We start from the raw sequence: 19669 nt of genomic DNA, 5'->3' as shown, positions 1-19669 counted from the left end.
CCCCTTTGGGGCGCTGCGCTGAGGCGCCCCGTAAGGGGCGCGGGGAACTGCGCGACAAGCCCCCACGCACCCGCAGCCGACGACGAATCGGCGTCCTCCCGCAACGCGTCCCGCACCTCGAAATACCGCTCCGTGGCCGTGGCCGCTTCCTGGCTCATCGCCAGCAGGAAGCCGATCGACTCCACCGGCCAGCGCAGTGCCAGTGCCGTCGACAGGAACGCCACCAGCGTCCCCGTGCTCAGCTCGCCCTCGGCGACCTGGATCGACCCCCACAGCAGCGCCGCCCCGATGGCCGCCTCCGGGAGGGTCACGATGACGCCCCAGATCGTCGCCAGCATCCGCGCCTTGCGCAGCTCCGTGCCCCGCAGGGTCCGTACCAGCTCGCGGAACGCGCGCGCCTGGCTGCGGTGCCGGCCGAACCCCTTGATGATGCGGATGCCGAGCACGCTCTCCTCGACCACCGTCGTCAGGTCGCCCACCTGGTCCTGGGCGAGCCGGGCCACCGCCGCGTACCGCTTCTCGAAGATCACGCACGTCCACATCACGGGGATCGTGGGGACGAGGATGACCAGGCCCAGCGTCCAGTCCTGGAGCAGCATGATGATCACGCCGACGAGGATGGTCACCCCGTTGACCAGCAGGAAGGTCAGCGGAAAGGCGAGGAACATGCGGAGCAGCATCAGGTCGGTGGTGGCCCGGGAGAGCAACTGGCCGGAGGCCCAGCGGTCGTGGAAGGCGACCGGCAGGCGCTGCAGATGGCCGTAGAGGTCTGCCCGCATGCCCGCCTCGACGTGCGAGAGCGGTCTGGCCACCAGCCAGCGCCGCAGTCCGAAAAGCACCGCTTCGGCGATCCCGAGCAGCAGCAGGTACAGCGCGCCGAGCCAGACCCCGCCGGGGTCGCGGTCCGCCACCGGGCCGTCCACCATCCACTTGAGGACGAGCGGGATGACGAGCCCCGTACAGGAGGCGATCACCGCGACGAACACGGCGACCGACAGCCGCGCCCGCACCGGCCGTACGTACGGCCACAGGCGCAGCAGGGTACGGACGGCTGACCGGTCCTTGGTGGTTGCACGTGTCGGAGGCATCAGGGGCGAGCCTACGGATCGGCACTGACAACGCCTACCGAGTTTTGGCCGGACCGGAATCCGCCGCTGGTCCTACGACCTGGGGAGTGTTCGAGGGTCGTACATCCGGATCCGCCGCATCAGCCGATCGGTCGATGCCGTTTCCAGCGGGGCGGGCGATGTGGCGGCCCGGGCCCGGACGGGACCCTCGGGTCGCGCTGGGCTCGGCGCTGCTCGCGCTCGTCGTCGACAGGATCGCCTTCGACGTACGACTGCCGAAGCAGCCGGGCGGGTATCTGCTGGCGCTGCTGCTCACGACCGTGGCGGCCCTCGCCCTCGGCTTTGTCGTCTAGACGCTGTCCCCTGGAAGGCAGGGCGTGTCTGTCACTCTCACGGGTGATGTTGATCGAAGACATGCGCGGGAGGGGAACGGGGTGGCTAGGTTCGTGGCATGTCACGTTTCCGGCTGTATCCGACGCCCGTGCAGGTGGAGCAGATGCTGCTGCACTGCGCGCACGCCCGGTACGTGTGGAACGTGGCGGTGGAGCAGCACGCGCACTGGCGGCCCGGCCGCAGGTCCGCGCCCGGTTTTGCCGAGCAGTGCCGCCAGCTCACCGAAGCCCGGCAGGAAAACGAGTGGCTCGCCGCCGGGAACGCGGACGTGCAGCAGCAGGCCCTGAAGGACTTCGCTACAGCCAGGAACGCCCGCTTCACCTCCGGATTTGGTGAGCCGACCTGGCGCAGAAAGCACGTGCACGAGGGCTTTAGGGTCATCGGCACCGACCGCGTACCCGAGTACGAACCGGACGGCAGTGCGAAGTTGAACGCCAGGGGCAGGCAGGTCATGGGCCGCTCGGTCGTGGTGCAGAGGCTGAACCGGCGGTGGGCTCGGGTGAAGGTGCCCGGCTGTGGCTGGGTGCGTTTCCGTCTCACCCGTGCCGAACTGCCCGCCGCGAAGACGTTCCGGGTCACCTTCCGTACCGGGCAGTGGCATATTGCGTTCGCCGTCGTCCCCGAGCCGATCGACGTGCCGGCGACGGGCGTGGTCATCGGCATCGACCGGGGTGTGACCATCACGGCCGCTCTGTCCGACGGCCGGAAGTTGAACTGCCCGCAGCTCACAGTCAGGGAGCGTGCACAGGTCCGCAAGCACCAGCGGCGTGCTGCCCGCGCTCCGAAGGGCAGTGATGCCAGGGCCACCGAGCACGCGAAGGTCGCCCGGTTGAAGGCGCGCGAGGTGAACCGGCGCAAGGACTGGTGCGAGAAGACCAGCACCATGGTCGCCCGCAGCTACGATGTGATCCGGTTCGAGAAGCTGAACATCAAGAACATGACCCGCTCCGCGAAGGGAACCGTCGAGCAGCCTGGCAGGAACGTCCGGCAGAAGGCCGGGCTGAACCGGGGCATCCTCGCCCAGGGGTGGGGCCTGCTGAGGCGGCGCACGGAGCAGAAGGCTCCGGGCCGGGTCGAGGACGTGCCCGCACCCTTTACGTCTCTGCGGTGCAGTGCCTGCGGGTGGATCGAGAAGAAGTCGCGCAAGAGCCAAGCCGACTTCGTCTGCGTGTCCTGCGGCTTCAGCTGCAACGCCGATGAGAACGCGAGCATCAACGTCGCGGCAGGACAGGGCGGGATCCCCCGCCCCCGGCGAACCGCCGGTGCCGGAGGGGTGACAGCGGCCGCCGGTCGTTCGAGCGCCCGTGAACCTCAACCCGCCTGGGTTGGAATCCCCCTCTTTTAAGAGGTGGAGGATGTCAAGTACGACACCGACTCCGACACCCTCCCCGCGATCGAGGCGGGTGCCACCGGCTACCTGCTGAAGGACGCCCCGCGCGAGGAGCTGTTCACCGCCGTCCGCGCCGCCGCCCAGGGCCGTACCGTCCTCTCCCCGGCCGTCGCCTCCCGCCTGGTCTCCGCGGTCCGCACCCCCGGCGCGCCCGGCAACGAACCGCTCTCCGCCCGCGAACGCGAGGTCCTGGCCCTGGTCGCCCGGGGCACCTCCAACCGCGAGATCGCCCGCGAGCTCTTCATCAGCGAGGCCACGGTCAAGACCCACCTCACCCACCTCTACGCCAAGCTGGGCGTCAACGACCGCGCGGCGGCGGTCGCGACGGCGTACCAGCGGGGGATCCTCGGCTAACCCGGATACGGCAGCAGGGTGGCCGCGATCCGCTCCCAGGACGTCTTCAGCTCGGCGAGCAGCTCCGGCTCGTCCGGGGCGAGATCGGCCTGTTCGCGCAGATCGGCGGCGAGGTGGTAGAGGTGGTCGTCGCCGGCGTCGTCCTGGTAGTACTTCCAGTCCCCGCGCCGCAGCGCCCGGTTGGCCCGGACCCGCCAGAACAGGTCGCGCTCCGGCAGCCGTTCGCCGCGCAGCAGATAGCCCGCGAGGCTGGTGCCGTCCAGCGGATACGCGGGGTCGGGGCGGGCGCCCGCCAGTTCCAGCAGGGTCGCCGTCCAGTCCGGGGTGAACAGCGGCTCGTGGCTGACCTGGCGGCCGTCGATCCGGGCGGGCCAGCGCACGATGGTCGGCACCCGGATGCCGCCCTCCTGGAGCACGAACTTCTCGCCGCTCAGCGGCCACAGGTACGACCAGCGCTCACCGCCGTTGTCGCTGGCGAACAGGACGACCGTGTTCTCCTCCTGCCCGGAGCGGCGCAGCGCGTCGAGCACATCGCCGACGGCCGCGTCCAGGCTCTCCACCATCTCGGTGTACTTGGCGACCGAGCCGCCGTCGTAGTGGTTGAGCGCGACCGAGATTTCCGCCTGGCTCTCGGCGGCCCGGATCCGCGCGGCGATCTGCGCGCCGGTCTCCTCGTCGCCCTCGGCGAGCCAGGGCCAGTGCGGGGTGGTGAAGTTGAGGTTCAGCAGCCAGGGCGTGGCGTGCTTCCGGCCGACGTACTCGACGGCCCGCTCGGTCAGCACGGTCGTGTAGTACCGCAGGTCCTTGTACTCGGCGTCGCCCTCGTAGAGGTCGTAGTCGCCCAGCTGCCCCAGCTTGGAGAAGTATTCGAGGACCCCGCCGAAGTTGCCGAAGAACTCGTCCCAGCCGGATTTGGTCGGGCTGTAGTCGGGCAGCCAGCCGCAGTGCCACTTGCCGATCAGGGCGGTGGCGTAACCGGCCTTCTTCACCAGGGAGGCGAGGGTGGGGTGGTGGGGGTCCAGACCCTGCGTCCGGGCGGCGATGGGCTCGGCGAGGCCGCCCGGCGTTCGGCCCGGGTAGCGGCCGGTGTAGAGGCTGAACCGGGTGGGGGAGCAGGTCGCCGAGCCGGAGTAGGCGTCGGTGAACCGCACGCCCTGGCGGGCCAGCCGGTCCAGGTTCGGGGTCTTGATGTGCGGGGCGCCGTAGGAGGAGAGGTCGGCCCAGCCGAGGTCGTCGCCGAGGATGACCAGGAGGTTGGGGCGGGTGCCGGAGGCGGCTGGGCGGGCCTCGAAGGGACGCTCGGCGGCTTCGGCCGCAGCGGTCGGGCCTGCGACGGCGGTGACCGCGCCACCGCCGATGAGGCCACCGAACGTACGACGGGATATCTCAGGCATGCGTTTCAGTGGATCAGCGGGCGCCGCGCCTGGCCAGGAAACCGGCGCGGATTTCACGCCCCTGCAACGTTGCCTCAGCCGACCACCCGCAGCAGCAGCACCGCCCGCGCGGGCACCGTGATCGCCGTCCCGGCCTCGTGCACCACGCCCGGTGCCTCGCTCTGCTCCTCCCGCGTGGTGTCCACGAGCACCTCGTAGCGTTCCGCCCACGGCGGGCCCGGCAGCAGGAACTCCGCCGGGCGGTCGCCGGCGTGCAGGACGGTCAGGAAACTGTCGTCCAGGACCGGCGCCCCGCGCTCGTCGCGGCCCGGGATGTCCCGCCCGGACAGATACATGCCGAGGGTGGCGGCGGGCGCGTACCAGTCGCCCTCGGTCATCTCCTCGCCGTGTGCCGTGAACCAGGCCAGGTCGCGCAGCCCGTCCGCCGAGTGCGCGCGGCCCGAGAAGAAGGCGCGGCGGCGCAGGACCGGGTGGCGGTGGCGCAGCCGGATCAGCCGGGAGGTGAGGTCGAACAGCGGTCGCCAGGCCGGGTCGTCCAGCAGCTTCCAGTCCAGCCAGCTGATGTCGTTGTCCTGGCAGTAGGCGTTGTTGTTGCCGCGCTGGGTGCGGCCCAGCTCGTCGCCGGCGACCAGCATCGGAACGCCCGTCGACAGCAGCAGCGTCGTCAGGAGGTTCCGCAGCTGCCGCCTGCGCAGTGCCCGTACGTCCTCGTCGGCCGTCTCGCCCTCCACCCCGCAGTTCCAGGAGCGGTTGTCGCCGGCGCCGTCGCGGTTGTTCTCGCCGTTGGCCTCGTTGTGCTTCGCCTGGTACGACACCAGGTCGCGCAGGGTGTAGCCGTCGTGCGCGGTGATGAAGTTGACGGAGGCGTAGGGGCGCCGGCCGCCCCAGGCGTAGAGGTCGCTGGAGCCGGAGAGGCGGTAGCCGAGGTCGCGGACGTCCGGGAGGGCGCCGCGCCAGAAGTCCCGGACGGCGTCCCGGTAGCGGTCGTTCCATTCGGTCCACAGGGGCGGGAAGGCGCCCACCTGGTAGCCGCCGGAGCCCACGTCCCACGGTTCGGCGATCAGCTTCACCCGGCGCAGCACCGGGTCCTGGGCGATCACCGCGAGAAAGGGGGAGAGCATGTCGACGTCGTGCATCGAGCGGGCCAGCGCGGCCGCGAGGTCGAAACGGAAGCCGTCCACGCCCATCTCGGTCACCCAGTAGCGCAGCGAGTCGGTGATCAGGCGCAGGACGTGCGGCCGGACCACGTGCAGGGTGTTGCCGCAGCCGGTGTAGTCGGCGAAGTGCCGGGCGTCGTCCTGGAGCCGGTAGTAGCCCCGGTTGTCGATGCCCTTGAGGGACAGCGTCGGGCCCAGCTCGCCCGCCTCCGCCGTGTGGTTGTAGACCACGTCGAGGATGACCTCTATCCCGGCCGCGTGCAGCGCGCGCACCATCCGCTTGAACTCGCCGACCTGCTGTCCCGTCGTACCGGAGGCGGCGTAGGCCGCGTGCGGGGCGAAGTAGCCGATGGAGTTGTAGCCCCAGTAGTTCCTGAGGCCCCGCTTCAGCAGGTGGTCCTCGTGGGCGAACTGGTGCACGGGGAGGAGCTCCACGGCCGTCACGCCGAGGTTGACCAGGTGCTCGACCGCGGCCGGGTGGGCCAGCCCCGCGTAGGTGCCGCGGAGTTCCTCGGGTATGCCCGGGTGCAGTCTGGTGAAGCCGCGCACGTGCAGCTCGTAGATGACGGAGTCCGCCCACGGGGTCTTCGGGCGGTGGTCGTCGGACCAGTCGTCGTCATCGTGGACGACCACGCCCTTGGGGACGTACGGCGCCGAGTCCCGGTCGTCCCGGACGGTGTCGGCGACCTGCTGGTCCGGCCAGTCCCGGACATGCCCGTACACCTCGGGCGGCAGTCCGAACTCGCCGTCCACCGCCCGCGCGTACGGGTCGAGCAGCAGCTTCGCCGGGTTCCAGCGGGCGCCGGTCCACGGGTCCCAGCGGCCGTCGACCCGGTAGCCGTACCGCTGGCCCGGCAGTACGCCCGGCACGAACCCGTGCCAGATCTCGTGCGTCAGTTCGGTCAGCGGGATCCTGGTCTCCCGGCCCCGCTCGTCGAAGAGGCAGAGCCGGACCGCCTCGGCCCCGGCCGCCCACAGGGCGAAGTTGGTGCCGGCCACCCCGTCCGGGCCGACCCGGAACCGGGCGCCCAGCGGAGTCGACGACCCCGGCCAGGCCGCCGGGACGGGGAGGGCCGTCCCGTTGACCGCGGGGGCCTCCGCCCTCGGGGCCCGCGCCCGTGCCCCTTGCTGCTCGGCTGCGCTCGTCACCTGTCGGCCCCTTTGTTGTTCCGCGGCTCGCCGACCCCCGGGGCGCACCCGGTCCGTGTTCGGGCAGCCGACCGTGCCCGGACTCCCGGTCCCGGGCACGCTCGGCGGCTCGCTACGGACACGCCCGCGACGGCTCTCGCACGGGCGCGGCGGCTCCCCAGCTCGTCGTCCTTCCCTCTGTTCTGCCCAGTGCCGGCCTCGCACTCACGTTTCCCCGGGGCGGGCCCGGTCGTTGAGTCCCACGTGAGGCATCCACAGAGGCGCGCACGGCGCGCACGGCGCGCGGGGGCCGCGTTGGCCGCGGTACTGACATGGGCGGGGCTGCTGGCGGGCGCCGCCGGCTGCTCCTCGGACGACAGCGGCGGGCTCGGCATCGACCATGTCCTCGGAGGCGCGCCCCCGGCCCCCGAGGACGTCATCCGCATCACCCCGGACGACGGCGCCAAGGCCGTACGCCCAGGCGGACGGCTGACGGTGCGGGTGCCCAGCGGCCGCCTGGAATCCGTCAGCGTCGTCAAGTCCCAGGACGCCCAGGACTCCCCGGTCCCCGGGCACATCGCCGCGGACGGCACGACCTGGCGGCCCGACGACCCCAGACTCGCGCTCGCCGCCAAGTACACCGTCGATGTGGTCGCCCTGGACGGCCGCGGCCGTCGCTCGGCCCGCCACACCACCTTCACCACGCTGGTCCCCGACGAACGCTTCATCGGGTACGTCACCCCCGAGAACCGCGCCACCGTCGGCACCGGGATGATCGTGTCCCTCGCCTTCAGCCGCGACATCGACAACCGCGGCGCCGTCGAGCGCGCGGTCCGGGTCACCGCCAAGCCCGCGGTCGAGGTCCGCCCGCACTGGTTCGGCAAGAACCGTCTCGACTTCCGTCCCGAGCACTACTGGCAGCCCGGCACGGTCGTCACCGTCGGCCTCGAACTCCGTGACGTCGAAGGGGCCCGCGGGGTCTACGGCCTCCAGCACAAGACGTTCACCTTCACCGTCGGCCGCAGCCAGGTCTCCCTCGTCGACGCGTCCCAGCACACGATGGAGGTCCGCCGCGACGGCGACCTGCTCGCCACCGTCCCGGTCACCGCGGGCGCGCCCGCCCACACCACCTACAACGGGAAGATGGTGGTGATGGAGATGCACGAGGTGACCCGCATGAACGGCCGCACGGTCGGCTTCGGCGGCGAGTACGACATCCCCGACGTCCCGCACGCCCTCAAACTCACCGACTCCGGCACCTTCCTGCACGGCAACTACTGGGCGCCGGACGCCCCGGGCCGGGTCAACGTCAGCCACGGCTGCGTGGGCCTGCGCGATGTGAAGGGCGGCGGCTCGGACACGCCCGCGGGCTGGTTCTACGACCGCACCCTGGTCGGGGACGTGGTCGAGGTCGTCCACAGCAACGACAAAACGGTCGCTCCCGACAATGGCCTCGGAGGGTGGAACATGGGTTGGAAGGAGTGGAAGGCGGGCGGCGCGGTCAAGTAACCAGGTGGGGGGAACGGTTCGGTGCGGGCGGAAGCCGCCGTGCGAGCGACAGAAGTTGCGACGCAACGGTGACATTCGCCCAACACCAAGCTCAAAACCGTCCGGTTACTATGCGCCAATGCGCGGGCGGAACGCGCTGGGGTGGGCCTGACCAGGCCCTGGGAGGGGAGAACGACTTTGAACGTACGGCCGATATCGGGGGCGGCGGTCCAGGCCCGGAGGAAGGGTCTGGCCGTCGCGGCCGGTGTTCTGCTCATGGCAGTCACCGCGTGCGGGGGCGGCGGCTCCTCCGACAAGGGGAGCGGGGACGGCAAGGCGAAGGACTCCACGACGCAGGCGAGCAAGCAGTCCGTCGCCACCGTCAGCATCAGCCCCAAGTCCGGGGCGACCGACGTGGACACCAGCGGGTCGCTCAAGGTCAGCGCGGCCAAGGGCAAGCTGACCGACGTGGAGGTCAAGGACTCCAAGGGCAACAAGGTCGACGGCGCGATCGCGGCGGGCGGCGCCAGCTGGACGCCGGCCGGCCACCTCGCCAACTCCACGAAGTACACGGTGCACGCGGTCGCGAAGGACACCGAGGGACGTGAGTCGGCGGAGGACTCCACGTTCACCACACTCACGCCGAAGAACACGTTCACCGGCTACTTCACGCCGGAGGACGGGTCCACGGTCGGCGTCGGGATGCCGTTCTCCATCCGTTTCACCCGGGGCATCACCGACCCGGCCGCCGTGGAGAAGGCGATCACCGTCAAGACCGAGCCGGCGGTCGACGTCCAGGGCCACTGGTTCGGCAACGACCGCCTCGACTTCCGCCCCGAGAACTACTGGAAGTCCGGCACGAAGGTCTCCGTCACCCTCAACCTCAACGGCGTCGAGGGCCGCGACGGGGTGTACGGCCAGCAGGCCAAGACCGTGAAGTTCACGATCGGCCGCAACCAGGTGTCGATCGTCGACGCCAAGAAGCACACGATGAAGGTCATGCAGGACGGCAGGGTCGTGAAGACCCTCGCGGTCACGACCGGCAAGCCCGGGTACGACACGTGGAACGGCCAGATGGTCATCAGCGAGAAGCTGCGCGTGACCCGGATGAACGGCGAGACGGTCGGCTACGGCGGCGAGTACGACATCAAGGACGTGCCGGACGCGATGCGGCTGACCACGTCCGGGACGTTCATCCACGGCAACTACTGGGGTGGCGGCGCCTTCGGCAACTACAACGCCAGCCACGGCTGCGTGGGGCTCCAGGACATCCGGGGCGGGGGCGACCGGGGGCTGCCGGCCGCCTGGTTCTACGACCACTCGATCATCGGGGACGTGGTGACCGTGAAGAACTCGAACGACGAGACGGTCGCGCCGGACAACGGCTTCAACGGCTGGAACATGTCCTGGAAGCAGTGGACTGCGTAGTTCGCCGGCTGCGGTAGGGACAGTGAACGCCCGCTAACCTGCGAGGCATGACTGTAACCCTCGAAGTCTCCGAAGGCGTGGGCACGCTGCGGCTGGAGCGTCCCCCGATGAACGCCCTGGACGTCGCCACCCAGGACCGGCTCAAGGAACTGGCGGAAGAGGCCACCCGCCGCGAGGACGTTCGTGCCGTCGTGATCTACGGCGGCGAGAAGGTCTTCGCGGCCGGGGCCGACATCAAGGAAATGCAGAACATGGACCACGCGGCCATGATCGTGCGCTCCCGGGATCTCCAGGACTCCTTCACCGCCGTCGCCCGGATTCCCAAGCCGGTCGTCGCCGCCGTCACCGGGTACGCCCTCGGCGGCGGTTGCGAGCTCGCCCTGTGCGCCGACTTCCGGATCGCCGCCGACAACGCCAAGCTCGGTCAGCCGGAGATTCTGCTCGGGCTGATTCCGGGGGCCGGCGGCACCCAGCGGCTGCCCCGTCTGGTCGGGCCCTCCAAGGCCAAGGACCTGATCTTCACGGGCCGTATGGTCAAGGCGGACGAGGCCCTCGCCATCGGCCTGGTCGACCGGGTCGTGCCCGCCGCCGACGTCTACACCGAGGCGCACGCCTGGGCGGCCCGGCTCGCCCAGGGGCCCGCGATCGCGCTCCGGGCGGCCAAGGAGGCGATCGACACCGGCGTCGAGACCGACCTGGAGACGGGCCTCGCCGTCGAACGGAACTGGTTCGCCGGCCTGTTCGCGACCGAGGACCGGGAGCGCGGTATGCGCAGCTTCGTGGAGGAGGGGCCGGGCAAGGCGAAGTTCCTGTGATCTTCGCCTGGTTGTGAAAGCTCCGAACCCCTTGCAATTGACGTGATGTCTGATTCCGGGGTCCCTCGATGGGGCGGTTTATGGGAGCCTTAAGGCACCCTTAAGTCTGCCTTGTCGAGGGAGTCTGTCGATTGCCCGGAGATGAGTCGTCGCCGCAGGTCGGGCGGACTGTCAGGGCCTCCGAAATGCCGACGGCATATGCCGTTCGACCGGTGTCTGGCGGGAGCTTCGCGGGGGCGTATTCCTCCGGAACGGCCCCGGAAGGCGCGCCGGGCGGCCATGATGGGGGCATGGCGGGGCTGGAGGGCATCGAACAGCCGCGGGGACACAGCCGTGCGGCCGCGGCGCGGTGGTCGCCTGCGGTCGAGGACGAGCGGGCGCTCAAGGCGATCGAACTCTTCGGCAACCCGACGGAAGCCGAGGTTCCGCTGCCGTCCCGCCCCGAGTCCGCGGCGACCGCCCGTCGGCTCGCCCAGGTCGTCGTCCTGCGCCAGTGGCGGCTCAGCCCCAAGATGACGGAGGACGCGGTCTTACTCGTCTCCGAACTCGTGGGCAACGCCGTACGGCACACCGGTGCCCGCGTGTTCGGGCTGCGGATGCGCCGCCGCCCGGGATGGATCCGGGTGGAGGTACGGGACCCCTCGCGGGGGCTGCCGTGTCTGATGCCGGTTCAGGAGCTGGACATCAGCGGGCGGGGCCTCTTCCTGGTGGACAAGCTGTCGGACCGGTGGGGCGTCGATTTGCTGCCGCGAGGAAAGACGACCTGGTTCGAGATGCGGGTGGCCGACCGGTGAGGGGCTCGCTTGACTAGCCCCCTGTCAGGTCAATCACCTGTTTTCCTGCCCAGCCACCCTTAAATGGGACGGGTGACCACCTCCAACCGACGCTACGTCCTCCGCGCAGGCGCCGGCCTCATCGCCGGAGGCACGCTCGCCACCGGTTGCGGCCACACCGGTACAGACGCACCGCCCCCGCACCCTGCCGTCCACCTCGCATCGGCCACCCCCACCTCGGCCGCGCCCGTCGCCCCCACCCCCCGCGCCTTCCCCGGTCAGCCGCTCCAGATCACGCACGGCCCCCGCGCGAGCGCCTCCGTCGCGCTCACTTTCCACGGCCAGGGCGACCCCACCCTTGCCACCCGGCTCCTCACCACCGCCGAGGAGCACGGCGCCCGCCTCACGGTCCTCGCCGTGGGCAGCTGGCTCGACGCGTACCCCGCCATGGCCCGCCGCATCCTCGACGGCGGCCACGACCTCGGCAACCACACCCAGCGGCACATCTCCGTCAACGCCATGGCCGAGACCGGCGCCCGCGCGGAGATCACCGACTGCGCGGACCGCCTCAGACGGCTCACCGGGTCGATCGGCAGCTGGTTCCGCCCCTCCAGGGCGCCCACCGCCTCGCCGCTCGTCGCCCGGCTCGCCACCGAGGCCGGCTACCCGCACGTGCTGTCGTACGACGTCGACTCGCTCGACTACACCCGGCCCGGCGCGGCCGCCGTCACCCGCCAGGTGCTCGCGGAGGTCACCGGCGGCTCGGTGGTGAGCATGCACTTCGGGTATCCGGACACGGTCGCCGCCCTCCCCGCCGTACTCCAAGAACTCGACCGCCGCGGACTGCGCGCGGTCACCACCACGGAGCTGCTGAGCTGATGCGAACCACGAAAGCCGCCCGGCTGCCGGCCGTCGGCGCCGCCCTCGCCGCCCTCGCGCTGCTGTCCGCGTGCGGCGGCGGATCCGACCCCGGGACACCGGCCGTCCGCAGCACCGCTCCCGTGCAGCCGCAGGCGAAGAAGGCGGAGCCGGTCGTCGACGTGCTGCCGGGCATGCCCCCCGTCCTCGACCCGACCGACGTGTACGCCGCCGACCGCCCCGGCAGCCTCTCGCCCGTCGTCAAGGACTACCCGTCCCGGATCTACGTGCCCAACACCAACTCCGACACCGTCTCCGTCATCGACCCGAAGACCTACACGGTGACCGAGACCATCCGGGTCGGCCGGCAGCCCCAGCACGTAGTGCCGTCCTGGGACCTGAAGACCCTGTGGGTCAACAACGACCTGGGCAACAGCCTCACCCCCATCGACCCGCGGACCGGCCGGGCCGGGAAGCCGGTCGCCGTGCACGACCCATACAACCTGTACTTCACGCCCAACGGCAGGTACGCGATCGTGATGGCCTCCGCGGACCGGCAGCTGGTCTTCCGGGACGCGCACACGATGAAGACCGTCAAGGCCGTCCCGGTCAGCTGCTACGGCGTCAACCACGCCGACTTCTCCCTGGACGGGCGGTACTTCATCGTCTCCTGCGAGTTCAGCGGGGAGGTGCTCAAGGTGGACACCGAGAGGATGGAGGTGCTCCGGCAGGAGAAACTGCCGTTCCACGGTGCCATGCCGCAGGACGTCAAGGTCTCGCCCGACGGCAAGCTGTTCTACATCGCCGACATGATGGCCGACGGGCTGTGGATCCTGGACGGCGACCGCTTCACCAAGCCCGCCTTCCTGGCCACCGGAAAGGGCGCCCACGGGCTGTACGTCAGCCGGGACTCCCGCGAGATGTACGTCTCCAACCGGGGCGAGGGCACCATCTCCGTCTTCGACTTCGCCCAGAACCGGCTGACGAAGAAGTGGCGGCTGCCGGGCGGCGGCAGCCCGGACATGGGCGGGGTGTCGGCGGACGGCAAGGTCCTGTGGCTGTCCGGCCGTTACAACTCCGAGGTGTACGCCATCGACACCCGCAGCGGCATCGAACTGGCCCGCATCCACGTCGGCAGCGGCCCGCACGGCCTCGCCGTGTATCCGCAGCCGGGCCGCTACTCCCTCGGCCACACCGGCATCTTCCGCTGACCGCCCCGGACCGGCGGGGCTCAGGCCCTGAGCAGCAGCGCCTCGGCGCCGACCGGCAGATAGCCGGCCGCCACGAACGCCCGTACGCTGCGGGCGTTCCCCGGGGCGACCTGCGCCCACAGGGGCTCCCCGGCCAGCTGCCGGGCGGCGGTCACCAGGGCCCGGCCCAGCCCCCGCCGCCGTACCCCCTCGTCCACCTCCACCGAGACCTCGAGGCGTCCCGCGACCCCCCGGCCCAGGACGACCACCCCGCCCTCCGTCGCCCAGGCGCGCACCTCGTCACGGCGGGCGCGGGCGTAGGCGACCCGGGAGTGGCCGGGGCCGGTGAGTCCGGTCAGCGGGAGGTCCGGTGGGCCCGGGAGGGGGCCGGCGACCAGCAGCGCGTCGATCGTCTCCTGCTCCCGGCCCGTGCGGTCCATCAGGGAGACCAGGAAACGCGCGTTCATGGTCGCGCACAGCGGATCGCAGGAGGTCGCGCGCAGGGTGTCGTACACCCAGTGCGGGTCCTCGTCGGTGAAGACGACCGAGTGCGCGGTGAAGGAGAGCACCCCCGCGTCCCGGTCGGACGGCTGCGGGACCACGGTCGTACGGCCGTCGGGCGGCGGGAAGACACCGCGGGCCGCCGCGTCGAGAATGTCCCGCAAGGTCTCCATGGCCGTGCCCGCTCCTTGAGTCTCCACCCACTGGAAGGCACACACTCGCAGACATGATCGAAGACAGCACCGGACTTTTCACCATCGGCGAGCTGGCGCGCGCCACCGGGCTGACCGTGCGCACCATCCGCTACTGGTCCGACGAGGGCGTCCTCACCCCGGTGGGCCGCTCGGCCGGCGGCTACCGGCTGTACGACGCCGGGTCCTTCGCCCGGCTGGAGCTGATCCGCACCCTGCGCGAACTGGGCCTCGGCCTGGCACATGTGCGTGCGGTGCTCTCCGGCGAGCGGACCGTGGCGGAGGTCGCGGCGGCGCACGTGGCGGCGCTGGACGCGCAGATCCGCTCGCTGAAGGTGACCCGGGCGGTGCTGTCGACTGTGGCGCGACGCGGTTCGAGTGCGGAGGAGACGACCCTGATGAACAAACTGGCACGGCTGTCGGCGGCCGAGCGGAAGCGGATCATGGAGGAGTTCGTGGCGGAGCTGTTCCACGGGCTCGGCGCCGTGGACCCGGACATCGAGGAGCGGATGCGCTCCATTGCCGTGGACCTGCCGGAGGAGCCCACCCCCGAGCAGGTGGACGCCTGGGTGGAACTGGCGGAGATGGTCCAGGACCCGGAGTTCCGGGCGCAGATGCGGCGGGTGATCGAGTTCAACGCGGGGGACCAGGAGCGCGGTGCCGCCTCCGGGCGGGCCACCTGGTTTCCCATGCGGCTGGTACAGCTGGCGGCGGAGGCCCGTGAGCGGGGGATCGCTCCCGAGTCACCGGAGGCGGAGGCGATCGTGCGGGAGGTGCTGGGCGGCGGGGACCCGGCCGCCGTACTCGAACGGATGGAATCAGCGTCCAACGAGCGGCTCGCCCGGTACCGGCACCTGCTGTGCGAGGTGAAGGGCATCGGGCCCGCGGCCGCGCACCGTGAGGAGTTCGCCTGGGTGGTCGCCGCACTGCGTGCTCGTGCCGCCGGATAATCTGACCTCCGTCAACAGGCGGTAATGCGTTACGAAGGGGCGGATCCGGTGGCGGACATCGAGGAAGCACGCAAGCAGTTCGAGCGGATCGATGCGGACGGTGACGGTTTCATCACCGCCGCCGAGTTCAAGTCCGCTCTCGCGCAGGGGGGCGACTGGAACGTCACCGACACGGTGGCCGAGGCCATCATCAAGACCCGCGACCTCAACGGCGACAAGGTTCTGTCGTTCGACGAGTTCTGGGCCCACCTCAACAAGTAGGCGCCAGGGGTGAAGAGCGAAGGGGGCCCGGATCCCGGGCCCCCTTTTCCTCATGCCCGGGACTCGACGCGGACCGTCCACCGGCCGCCGTGCCGTTCCAGGGTCAGCGGCAGGTCGAAACACTTGCCGACCTGGTCGCTGGTGAGGACGTCGGCCGCGGGGCCCTGCGCCAGCGCGCGGCCGTCGCGCAGGAGCAGCGCGTGGGTGGTGCCCGCCGGGAGTTCCTCCAGGTGATGGGTGACCAGGACGGTCGCGAGCCGCGGACGGGTCCGGCGCAGATCGTCCAGCGCGGTGAGCAGCCGCTCCCGGCCCGGCAGGTCCAGGCCGGTGGCCGGTTCGTCGAGCAGCAGGAGCCGGGGCTCGGGCATCAGGGCGCGGGCGATCAGCGTCCGTCCGCGCTGGCCCTGCGAGAGCGTGGGCCAGCGGGCCTCCCGGTGCCCGGCCAGCCCCAGCGTCTCGATCAGCCGGTCGGCACGCGCCGTCTGCTCCGGCGTCGGACGCCACCGCGGCAGCGGCGCCACGGAGTTGGTCAGCCCGGTCAGGACCACGTCCCGCACCCGCAGGGGCTCGGTCAGCGGGTGCCGGGGGTCGACATGGCCGACCTGGGTCCGCAGCTCACGCAGGTCGACGCGGCCCAGCCGGCTGCCGAGCACCTCCACCGCGCCCCGCGTCGGATGGACCAGCGCCCCGAGCAGGCCGAGCAGGGTGGACTTCCCGGCGCCGTTGGCCCCGAGCAGCGCCCAGTGCTCGCCGGCCCGCACGGTCAGGGACACCTCCTGGAGGATCGGCCGCCCGTCGCGCACCACATGTACGTCCGCCGCGCGCAGGACGACACTCATCGGGTCGCCGCCCGGTTCACCGCGGACAGCACCGCGCCCACCGCGGCGGCCGGCGGTGAGGGGTCCTCGGCCGCGCCCCAGACCGTCGTCCCGTTCACCCGGCACTCCGCGAAGGCGTAACCCCCGCTCCCGGCGACCTCCAGGATCTGCGTGGCGTGGCCGGCGCCGGTCAGGGCGTCGGCGAAGGCGGTGAGCAGGCCGGTGCCGGTGCCCTCGTGGTCTCCGGTGCGGCCGCCGGTGTGCAGGGTGCAGACGAAGCGGTGCCGGCCCGGCGCCTCCTCGTGCGCCGACCAGGAGTCGAGCCGGACCTCGCCGTCGGACAGGTAGGCGGTACGGAACAGGTCGTACAGCTCCTTGGGCGTGACCTCCCGGCCGCTCGTGTCCGTCACCTCCTGGACGAGGCGCGCGAACCCGGGCCGCATGCGCTCCGGCAGGTCGATCCCGTGGCGGGTGCGCAGCAGGTACGCCGAACCACCCTTACCGGACTGGGAGTTGACGCGGATCACGGCCTCGTACGTCCGCCCCAGATCGGCCGGGTCGACCGGCAGGTAGGGGACGGACCAGGGGGCCCGGGAGACCGGCGTCCCCGACTCGGCCGCCCGGCACGCGTGTTCGGCGAGTCCCTTGCTGATCGCGTCCTGGTGGGTGCCGGAGAACGCGGTGTGGACCAGTTCGCCGGCGTAGGGGTGGCGGGGGTGCACCGGAAGCCGGTTGCACTCCTCGACCGTCTCGCGGACCGCGTCGATGTCGCCGAAGTCGACCATGGGGTCGACCCCTTGGGCGAAGAGGTTGAGCGCGAGGGTGACCAGGTCGACGTTGCCGGTCCGCTCGCCGTTGCCGAACAGGCAGCCCTCCACCCTCCCCCAGACTTCGTCCGGGGGGACCCCCAGGCGCCGGCCAGCACCGCGAGTTCGGCGCAGGCGACCCCGGTGCCGCGGTCGTTGTGCGGGTGGACGGAGAGGATCACCGAGTCCCGGCGGGCGAGATGGCGGTGGGCGTACTCGATCTGGTCGGCGTAGACGTTCGGGGTGGCGATCTCGACGGTCGCCGGGAGGTTGTGGGTGACCGGCCGGTCGGGGCTCGCGTCCCACAACTCGGTCAGCCCGTCGCAGAGTTCGAGGACGAAGTCGGGCTCGGTGAGGTTGTAGGTCTCCGGGGAGAACTGGAAGCGGACGCCGGGCGCGTCCCCGGCCCGGCGGGCCATGTGCGCCGCGGCCTCGCGTACGGTCCGCCGCACCTCGGCCCGGTCCCGGCGCAGCACCACCTCCCGCCACACCGGCGAGGTGGCGATGTAGAGGTGGACGACGGCCCGGGGCATCCCCTCGATCGCGTCGAAGGTCCGGTCGATCAGGTCGCGCCGGGCCGGGGTGAAGACCACCGGGGTCACGTCCTCGGGCACCGCCCCGCCGGTCACCAGGTGCCGTACGAAGTCGAAGTCGGTCCGGCTGGCGGACGGATAGCCGACCTCGATCTCCTTGAAGCCGGTGCGGACCAGCAGATCGAAGAGGCGGCGCTTGCGCGCGGTGTCCATCGGCTCGGCGAGTGCCTGGTTGCCGTCGCGCAGGTCGACGGGCACCCACAGCGGGGCGCGCTCGATCCGGGCGGCGGGCCAGTCCCGGTCCGTCACGGGCACGTGCACGCGCTCGTGGAAGGGGCGGTAGCGGTGGTACGGCATGGCGCTGGGCCGCTGGGGGTTCCACAGGGGGGTGGTCATCGGTGCTGCTGCCTCTCGGCTCGTCGGTCGGACGGTGACCGGCAGCACGGCGACCCGCGGCGGGGTGCCGGTCGCGTCAGGCCCCGCCGCGGCAGCCGAGAAGAAGACCGCGGAACGTCATGACCGGTACGCTAGCGAGTCCTCAGGTCCTCAGACAAGTGAGAATTCCTGTGAAACGTGCCGGTCCGCAGAAGAGTTGGTGACACCGCATGGCCCTCGGTCCCGTCCGCCCGAGCCCCCTGGTCGAACAGGCCGCCGCCCGGCTGCGCGAGCAGATCACCGGCGGCGGCTGGCCCGTGGGCACCCGGCTGCCCGGCGAGACGACCTTGGCGAAGGAACTGGGCGTCGGCCGGTCCACGGTCCGCGAGGCGCTGCGCGCGCTCGCGGGTGCCGGCCTGGTGCGGCCCCGGCAGGGCTCGGGTGTCTTCGTCATCGCCACCGAGGCCGCCGAGGACTGGCCGACCCGGCTGCGCCGGGCCGCGGTGACGGACGTGTACGAGGTCCGGATGGCGGTCGAGGTGCACGCGGCCCGGCTCGCCGCGGAGCGCCGTACGGCCGAGGACGTCACGGCGATCGAGGCGGCGCTGGCGGGACGGCGGGCGGCGGGGGAGGCGGACGACCCGGCCTTCGTCGACGCCGACATCGCCTTCCACGCGGCGGTGGTCGCCGCCGCGCACAACCCCGTGCTCGCCGACCTGTTCGCCGAGTTCAGGCCGGTGCTCCGCGAGGGCCTGATCGAGCTGCTGGCCCTGACCGGCCTGCGCGCCACCGACCCGGACACCGGGGACGAGGCCCATGAGGCGCTGGTGCGGGCGCTGGCGGCCGGGGACGCGGAGTCCGCGGCCGAGGTGCTGCGGGCGGAACTGGCGGATCCGTTCGCGGGGTAGCCGGGGAGCCGTTCGAGGGCCGTCCGGGAGCGCGCCGGCCGACGGAGTTCCACCGTTCACCCGTTCGGCGCAGCTGTGGAATAGGTCACTCGCACCCGGGGTTGTTGCGCCTCACGAGCACATGCGTGCAAGTGCATCGACCTTCGAGAGGCGTGTCATGAAGATCGGCATCATCGGCGCGGGCAACATCGGCGGCAACCTCACCCGGCGGCTGACCGCTCTCGGTCACGACGTGTCCGTGGCGAACTCGCGCGGTCCCGAGACGCTCCGCGCACTGGCCGAGGAGACGGGAGCGACGGCCGTACCGGCCGGGGAGGCCGCGCGCGGCGCCGAGGTCGTGGTCGTCACGGTCCCGGTGAAGGCGGTCCCGAACCTGCCGGCGGGCCTGCTGGACGGCGCGGCGGCGAACGTCGCCGTGATCGATACCGGCAACTACTACCCGCGGGAGCGGGACGGCCGTATCGACGAGATCGAGGACCGGGGTCTCACGGAGAGCCGCTGGACCGAGCGGCAGCTCCGGCACCCCGTGATCAAGGCCTTCAACGGCACCTTCGCCCAGGACATCCTGGACCGTCACCGCCCCGCCGGCGACCCCGGCCGGCAGGCCGTCCCGGTCTCCGGCGACGACGAGGCGGCCAAGCAGGTCGTCCGCGCCCTGATCGACGAACTCGGCTTCGACACGGTCGACAACGGCGGCATCGACGACTCCTGGCGCCAGCAGCCGGGCACCCCGGTGTACGGCCTGCGGGACGACGTCGAGGGCGTACGGAAGGCCCTGGCGGAGGCGTCTCCGGAACGGCCGGAGGGCTTCCGGGGATAGAGCGGCGGGGCGGCGGAGGGCTGCCGCGGGCAGGGCGTCTCCGTCGCGCTGCCCGGCAGGCCCGCCCGTGA

At 71.6% G+C, this 19669-nt stretch carries 17 protein-coding genes and 2 pseudogenes; 13 read left to right on the top strand and 6 right to left on the bottom strand.

The window, feature by feature from the left end; genetic code table 11:
* Positions 1-1088: ABC transporter ATP-binding protein (locus ACFWXC_RS41255; protein WP_384487335.1), on the bottom strand; the 1088-nt coding region annotated here is incomplete at its 3' end.
* Positions 1089-1222: 134 nt separating this feature from the next.
* Here ACFWXC_RS41255 and ACFWXC_RS41250 point away from each other — a divergent pair.
* The 3 genes and pseudogenes from ACFWXC_RS41250 to ACFWXC_RS41240 all read left to right on the top strand — a co-directional run.
* Positions 1223-1420 (top strand): hypothetical protein, encoded by a 198-nt coding sequence (locus tag ACFWXC_RS41250; RefSeq protein WP_384487333.1) that lies wholly within the window; start codon positions 1223-1225, stop codon positions 1418-1420.
* A gap of 98 nt (positions 1421-1518) precedes the next feature.
* A complete protein-coding gene (locus tag ACFWXC_RS41245; RefSeq protein ID WP_384487331.1) occupies positions 1519-2805 on the top strand; it encodes an RNA-guided endonuclease InsQ/TnpB family protein in 1287 nt (428 codons plus the stop codon).
* Between the two features lie 18 nt (positions 2806-2823).
* Positions 2824-3204, top strand: a pseudogene (locus tag ACFWXC_RS41240) (LuxR C-terminal-related transcriptional regulator); the annotation flags it as partial.
* Here ACFWXC_RS41240 and ACFWXC_RS41235 read toward each other — a convergent pair.
* Positions 3201-4598 (bottom strand): sulfatase, encoded by a 1398-nt coding sequence (locus tag ACFWXC_RS41235; RefSeq protein WP_384487329.1) that lies wholly within the window; start codon positions 4596-4598, stop codon positions 3201-3203. The pseudogene ACFWXC_RS41240 and the gene ACFWXC_RS41235 overlap by 4 nt on opposite strands.
* A 74-nt stretch (positions 4599-4672) precedes the next feature.
* Positions 4673-6904, bottom strand: a complete 2232-nt coding sequence (glgX, locus tag ACFWXC_RS41230) for a glycogen debranching protein GlgX (RefSeq protein WP_384487327.1) — start codon at positions 6902-6904, stop codon at positions 4673-4675.
* Positions 6905-7198: 294 nt separating this feature from the next.
* Here glgX and ACFWXC_RS41225 point away from each other — a divergent pair, with 294 nt between their 5' ends.
* The 6 genes from ACFWXC_RS41225 to ACFWXC_RS41200 all read left to right on the top strand — a co-directional run bounded on the left by ACFWXC_RS41225 (position 7199) and on the right by ACFWXC_RS41200 (position 13456).
* Positions 7199-8392, top strand: coding sequence for an Ig-like domain-containing protein (locus ACFWXC_RS41225; RefSeq protein WP_384487325.1), 1194 nt, complete (start codon positions 7199-7201; stop codon positions 8390-8392).
* A 177-nt stretch (positions 8393-8569) separates the two neighbouring features.
* A complete protein-coding gene (locus ACFWXC_RS41220; RefSeq protein ID WP_384487323.1) occupies positions 8570-9799 on the top strand; it encodes an Ig-like domain-containing protein in 1230 nt (409 codons plus the stop codon).
* A 47-nt stretch (positions 9800-9846) separates the two neighbouring features.
* Positions 9847-10614 carry an enoyl-CoA hydratase/isomerase family protein gene (locus ACFWXC_RS41215; protein WP_384487321.1) on the top strand — a complete coding sequence of 256 codons (768 nt, stop codon included), beginning with the start codon at positions 9847-9849 and terminating at the stop codon, positions 10612-10614.
* Between the two features lie 290 nt (positions 10615-10904).
* A complete protein-coding gene (locus tag ACFWXC_RS41210; protein ID WP_362575106.1) occupies positions 10905-11408 on the top strand; it encodes an ATP-binding protein in 504 nt (167 codons plus the stop codon).
* A gap of 63 nt (positions 11409-11471) precedes the next feature.
* Positions 11472-12266, top strand: a complete 795-nt coding sequence (locus ACFWXC_RS41205) for a polysaccharide deacetylase family protein (RefSeq protein WP_384487319.1) — start codon at positions 11472-11474, stop codon at positions 12264-12266.
* Complete coding sequence (locus ACFWXC_RS41200; protein ID WP_384487317.1) at positions 12266-13456, top strand: YncE family protein; 1191 nt, start codon at positions 12266-12268, stop codon at positions 13454-13456. Before ACFWXC_RS41205 ends, ACFWXC_RS41200 begins: the two co-directional genes overlap by 1 nt.
* 20 nt (positions 13457-13476) lie before the next feature.
* Here ACFWXC_RS41200 and ACFWXC_RS41195 read toward each other — a convergent pair whose 3' ends face one another.
* Complete coding sequence (locus ACFWXC_RS41195; protein WP_384487316.1) at positions 13477-14109, bottom strand: GNAT family N-acetyltransferase; 633 nt, start codon at positions 14107-14109, stop codon at positions 13477-13479.
* Positions 14110-14162: 53 nt separating this feature from the next.
* On the opposite strand from ACFWXC_RS41195, the gene ACFWXC_RS41190 reads away from it, so the two are divergent.
* Both ACFWXC_RS41190 and ACFWXC_RS41185 read left to right on the top strand, forming a co-directional pair.
* Positions 14163-15077: a MerR family transcriptional regulator gene (locus ACFWXC_RS41190; protein ID WP_384487314.1), complete on the top strand. Its 915-nt coding sequence runs from the start codon at positions 14163-14165 to the stop codon at positions 15075-15077.
* A gap of 48 nt (positions 15078-15125) precedes the next feature.
* Entirely contained in the window at positions 15126-15338 is a 213-nt protein-coding gene (locus ACFWXC_RS41185) for an EF-hand domain-containing protein (protein ID WP_365168996.1), read from the top strand.
* A 50-nt stretch (positions 15339-15388) separates the two neighbouring features.
* Here ACFWXC_RS41185 and ACFWXC_RS41180 read toward each other — a convergent pair whose 3' ends face one another.
* Positions 15389-16177 carry an ABC transporter ATP-binding protein gene (locus ACFWXC_RS41180; RefSeq protein ID WP_384487312.1) on the bottom strand — a complete coding sequence of 263 codons (789 nt, stop codon included), beginning with the start codon at positions 16175-16177 and terminating at the stop codon, positions 15389-15391.
* Positions 16174-17891: pseudogene (locus tag ACFWXC_RS41175) on the bottom strand (2-isopropylmalate synthase). The gene ACFWXC_RS41180 and the pseudogene ACFWXC_RS41175 overlap by 4 nt, the downstream one beginning before the upstream one ends.
* 209 nt (positions 17892-18100) lie before the next feature.
* On the opposite strand from ACFWXC_RS41175, the gene ACFWXC_RS41170 reads away from it, so the two are divergent.
* Together ACFWXC_RS41170 and ACFWXC_RS41165 are read left to right on the top strand one after the other, a co-directional pair.
* Positions 18101-18778 (top strand): FadR/GntR family transcriptional regulator, encoded by a 678-nt coding sequence (locus tag ACFWXC_RS41170; RefSeq protein ID WP_384487310.1) that lies wholly within the window; start codon positions 18101-18103, stop codon positions 18776-18778.
* A 121-nt stretch (positions 18779-18899) separates the two neighbouring features.
* A complete protein-coding gene (locus tag ACFWXC_RS41165) occupies positions 18900-19598 on the top strand; it encodes an NADPH-dependent F420 reductase (protein ID WP_384487308.1) in 699 nt (232 codons plus the stop codon).
* Positions 19599-19669: the final 71 nt, after the last annotated feature.

It is taken from the genome of Streptomyces sp. NPDC058683, assembly GCF_042716195.1.
Lineage (GTDB): Bacteria > Actinomycetota > Actinomycetes > Streptomycetales > Streptomycetaceae > Streptomyces.
The sequence above is the reverse complement of the archived record's forward strand: the minus strand, read 5'-3'. Positions and strand labels throughout refer to the sequence as shown.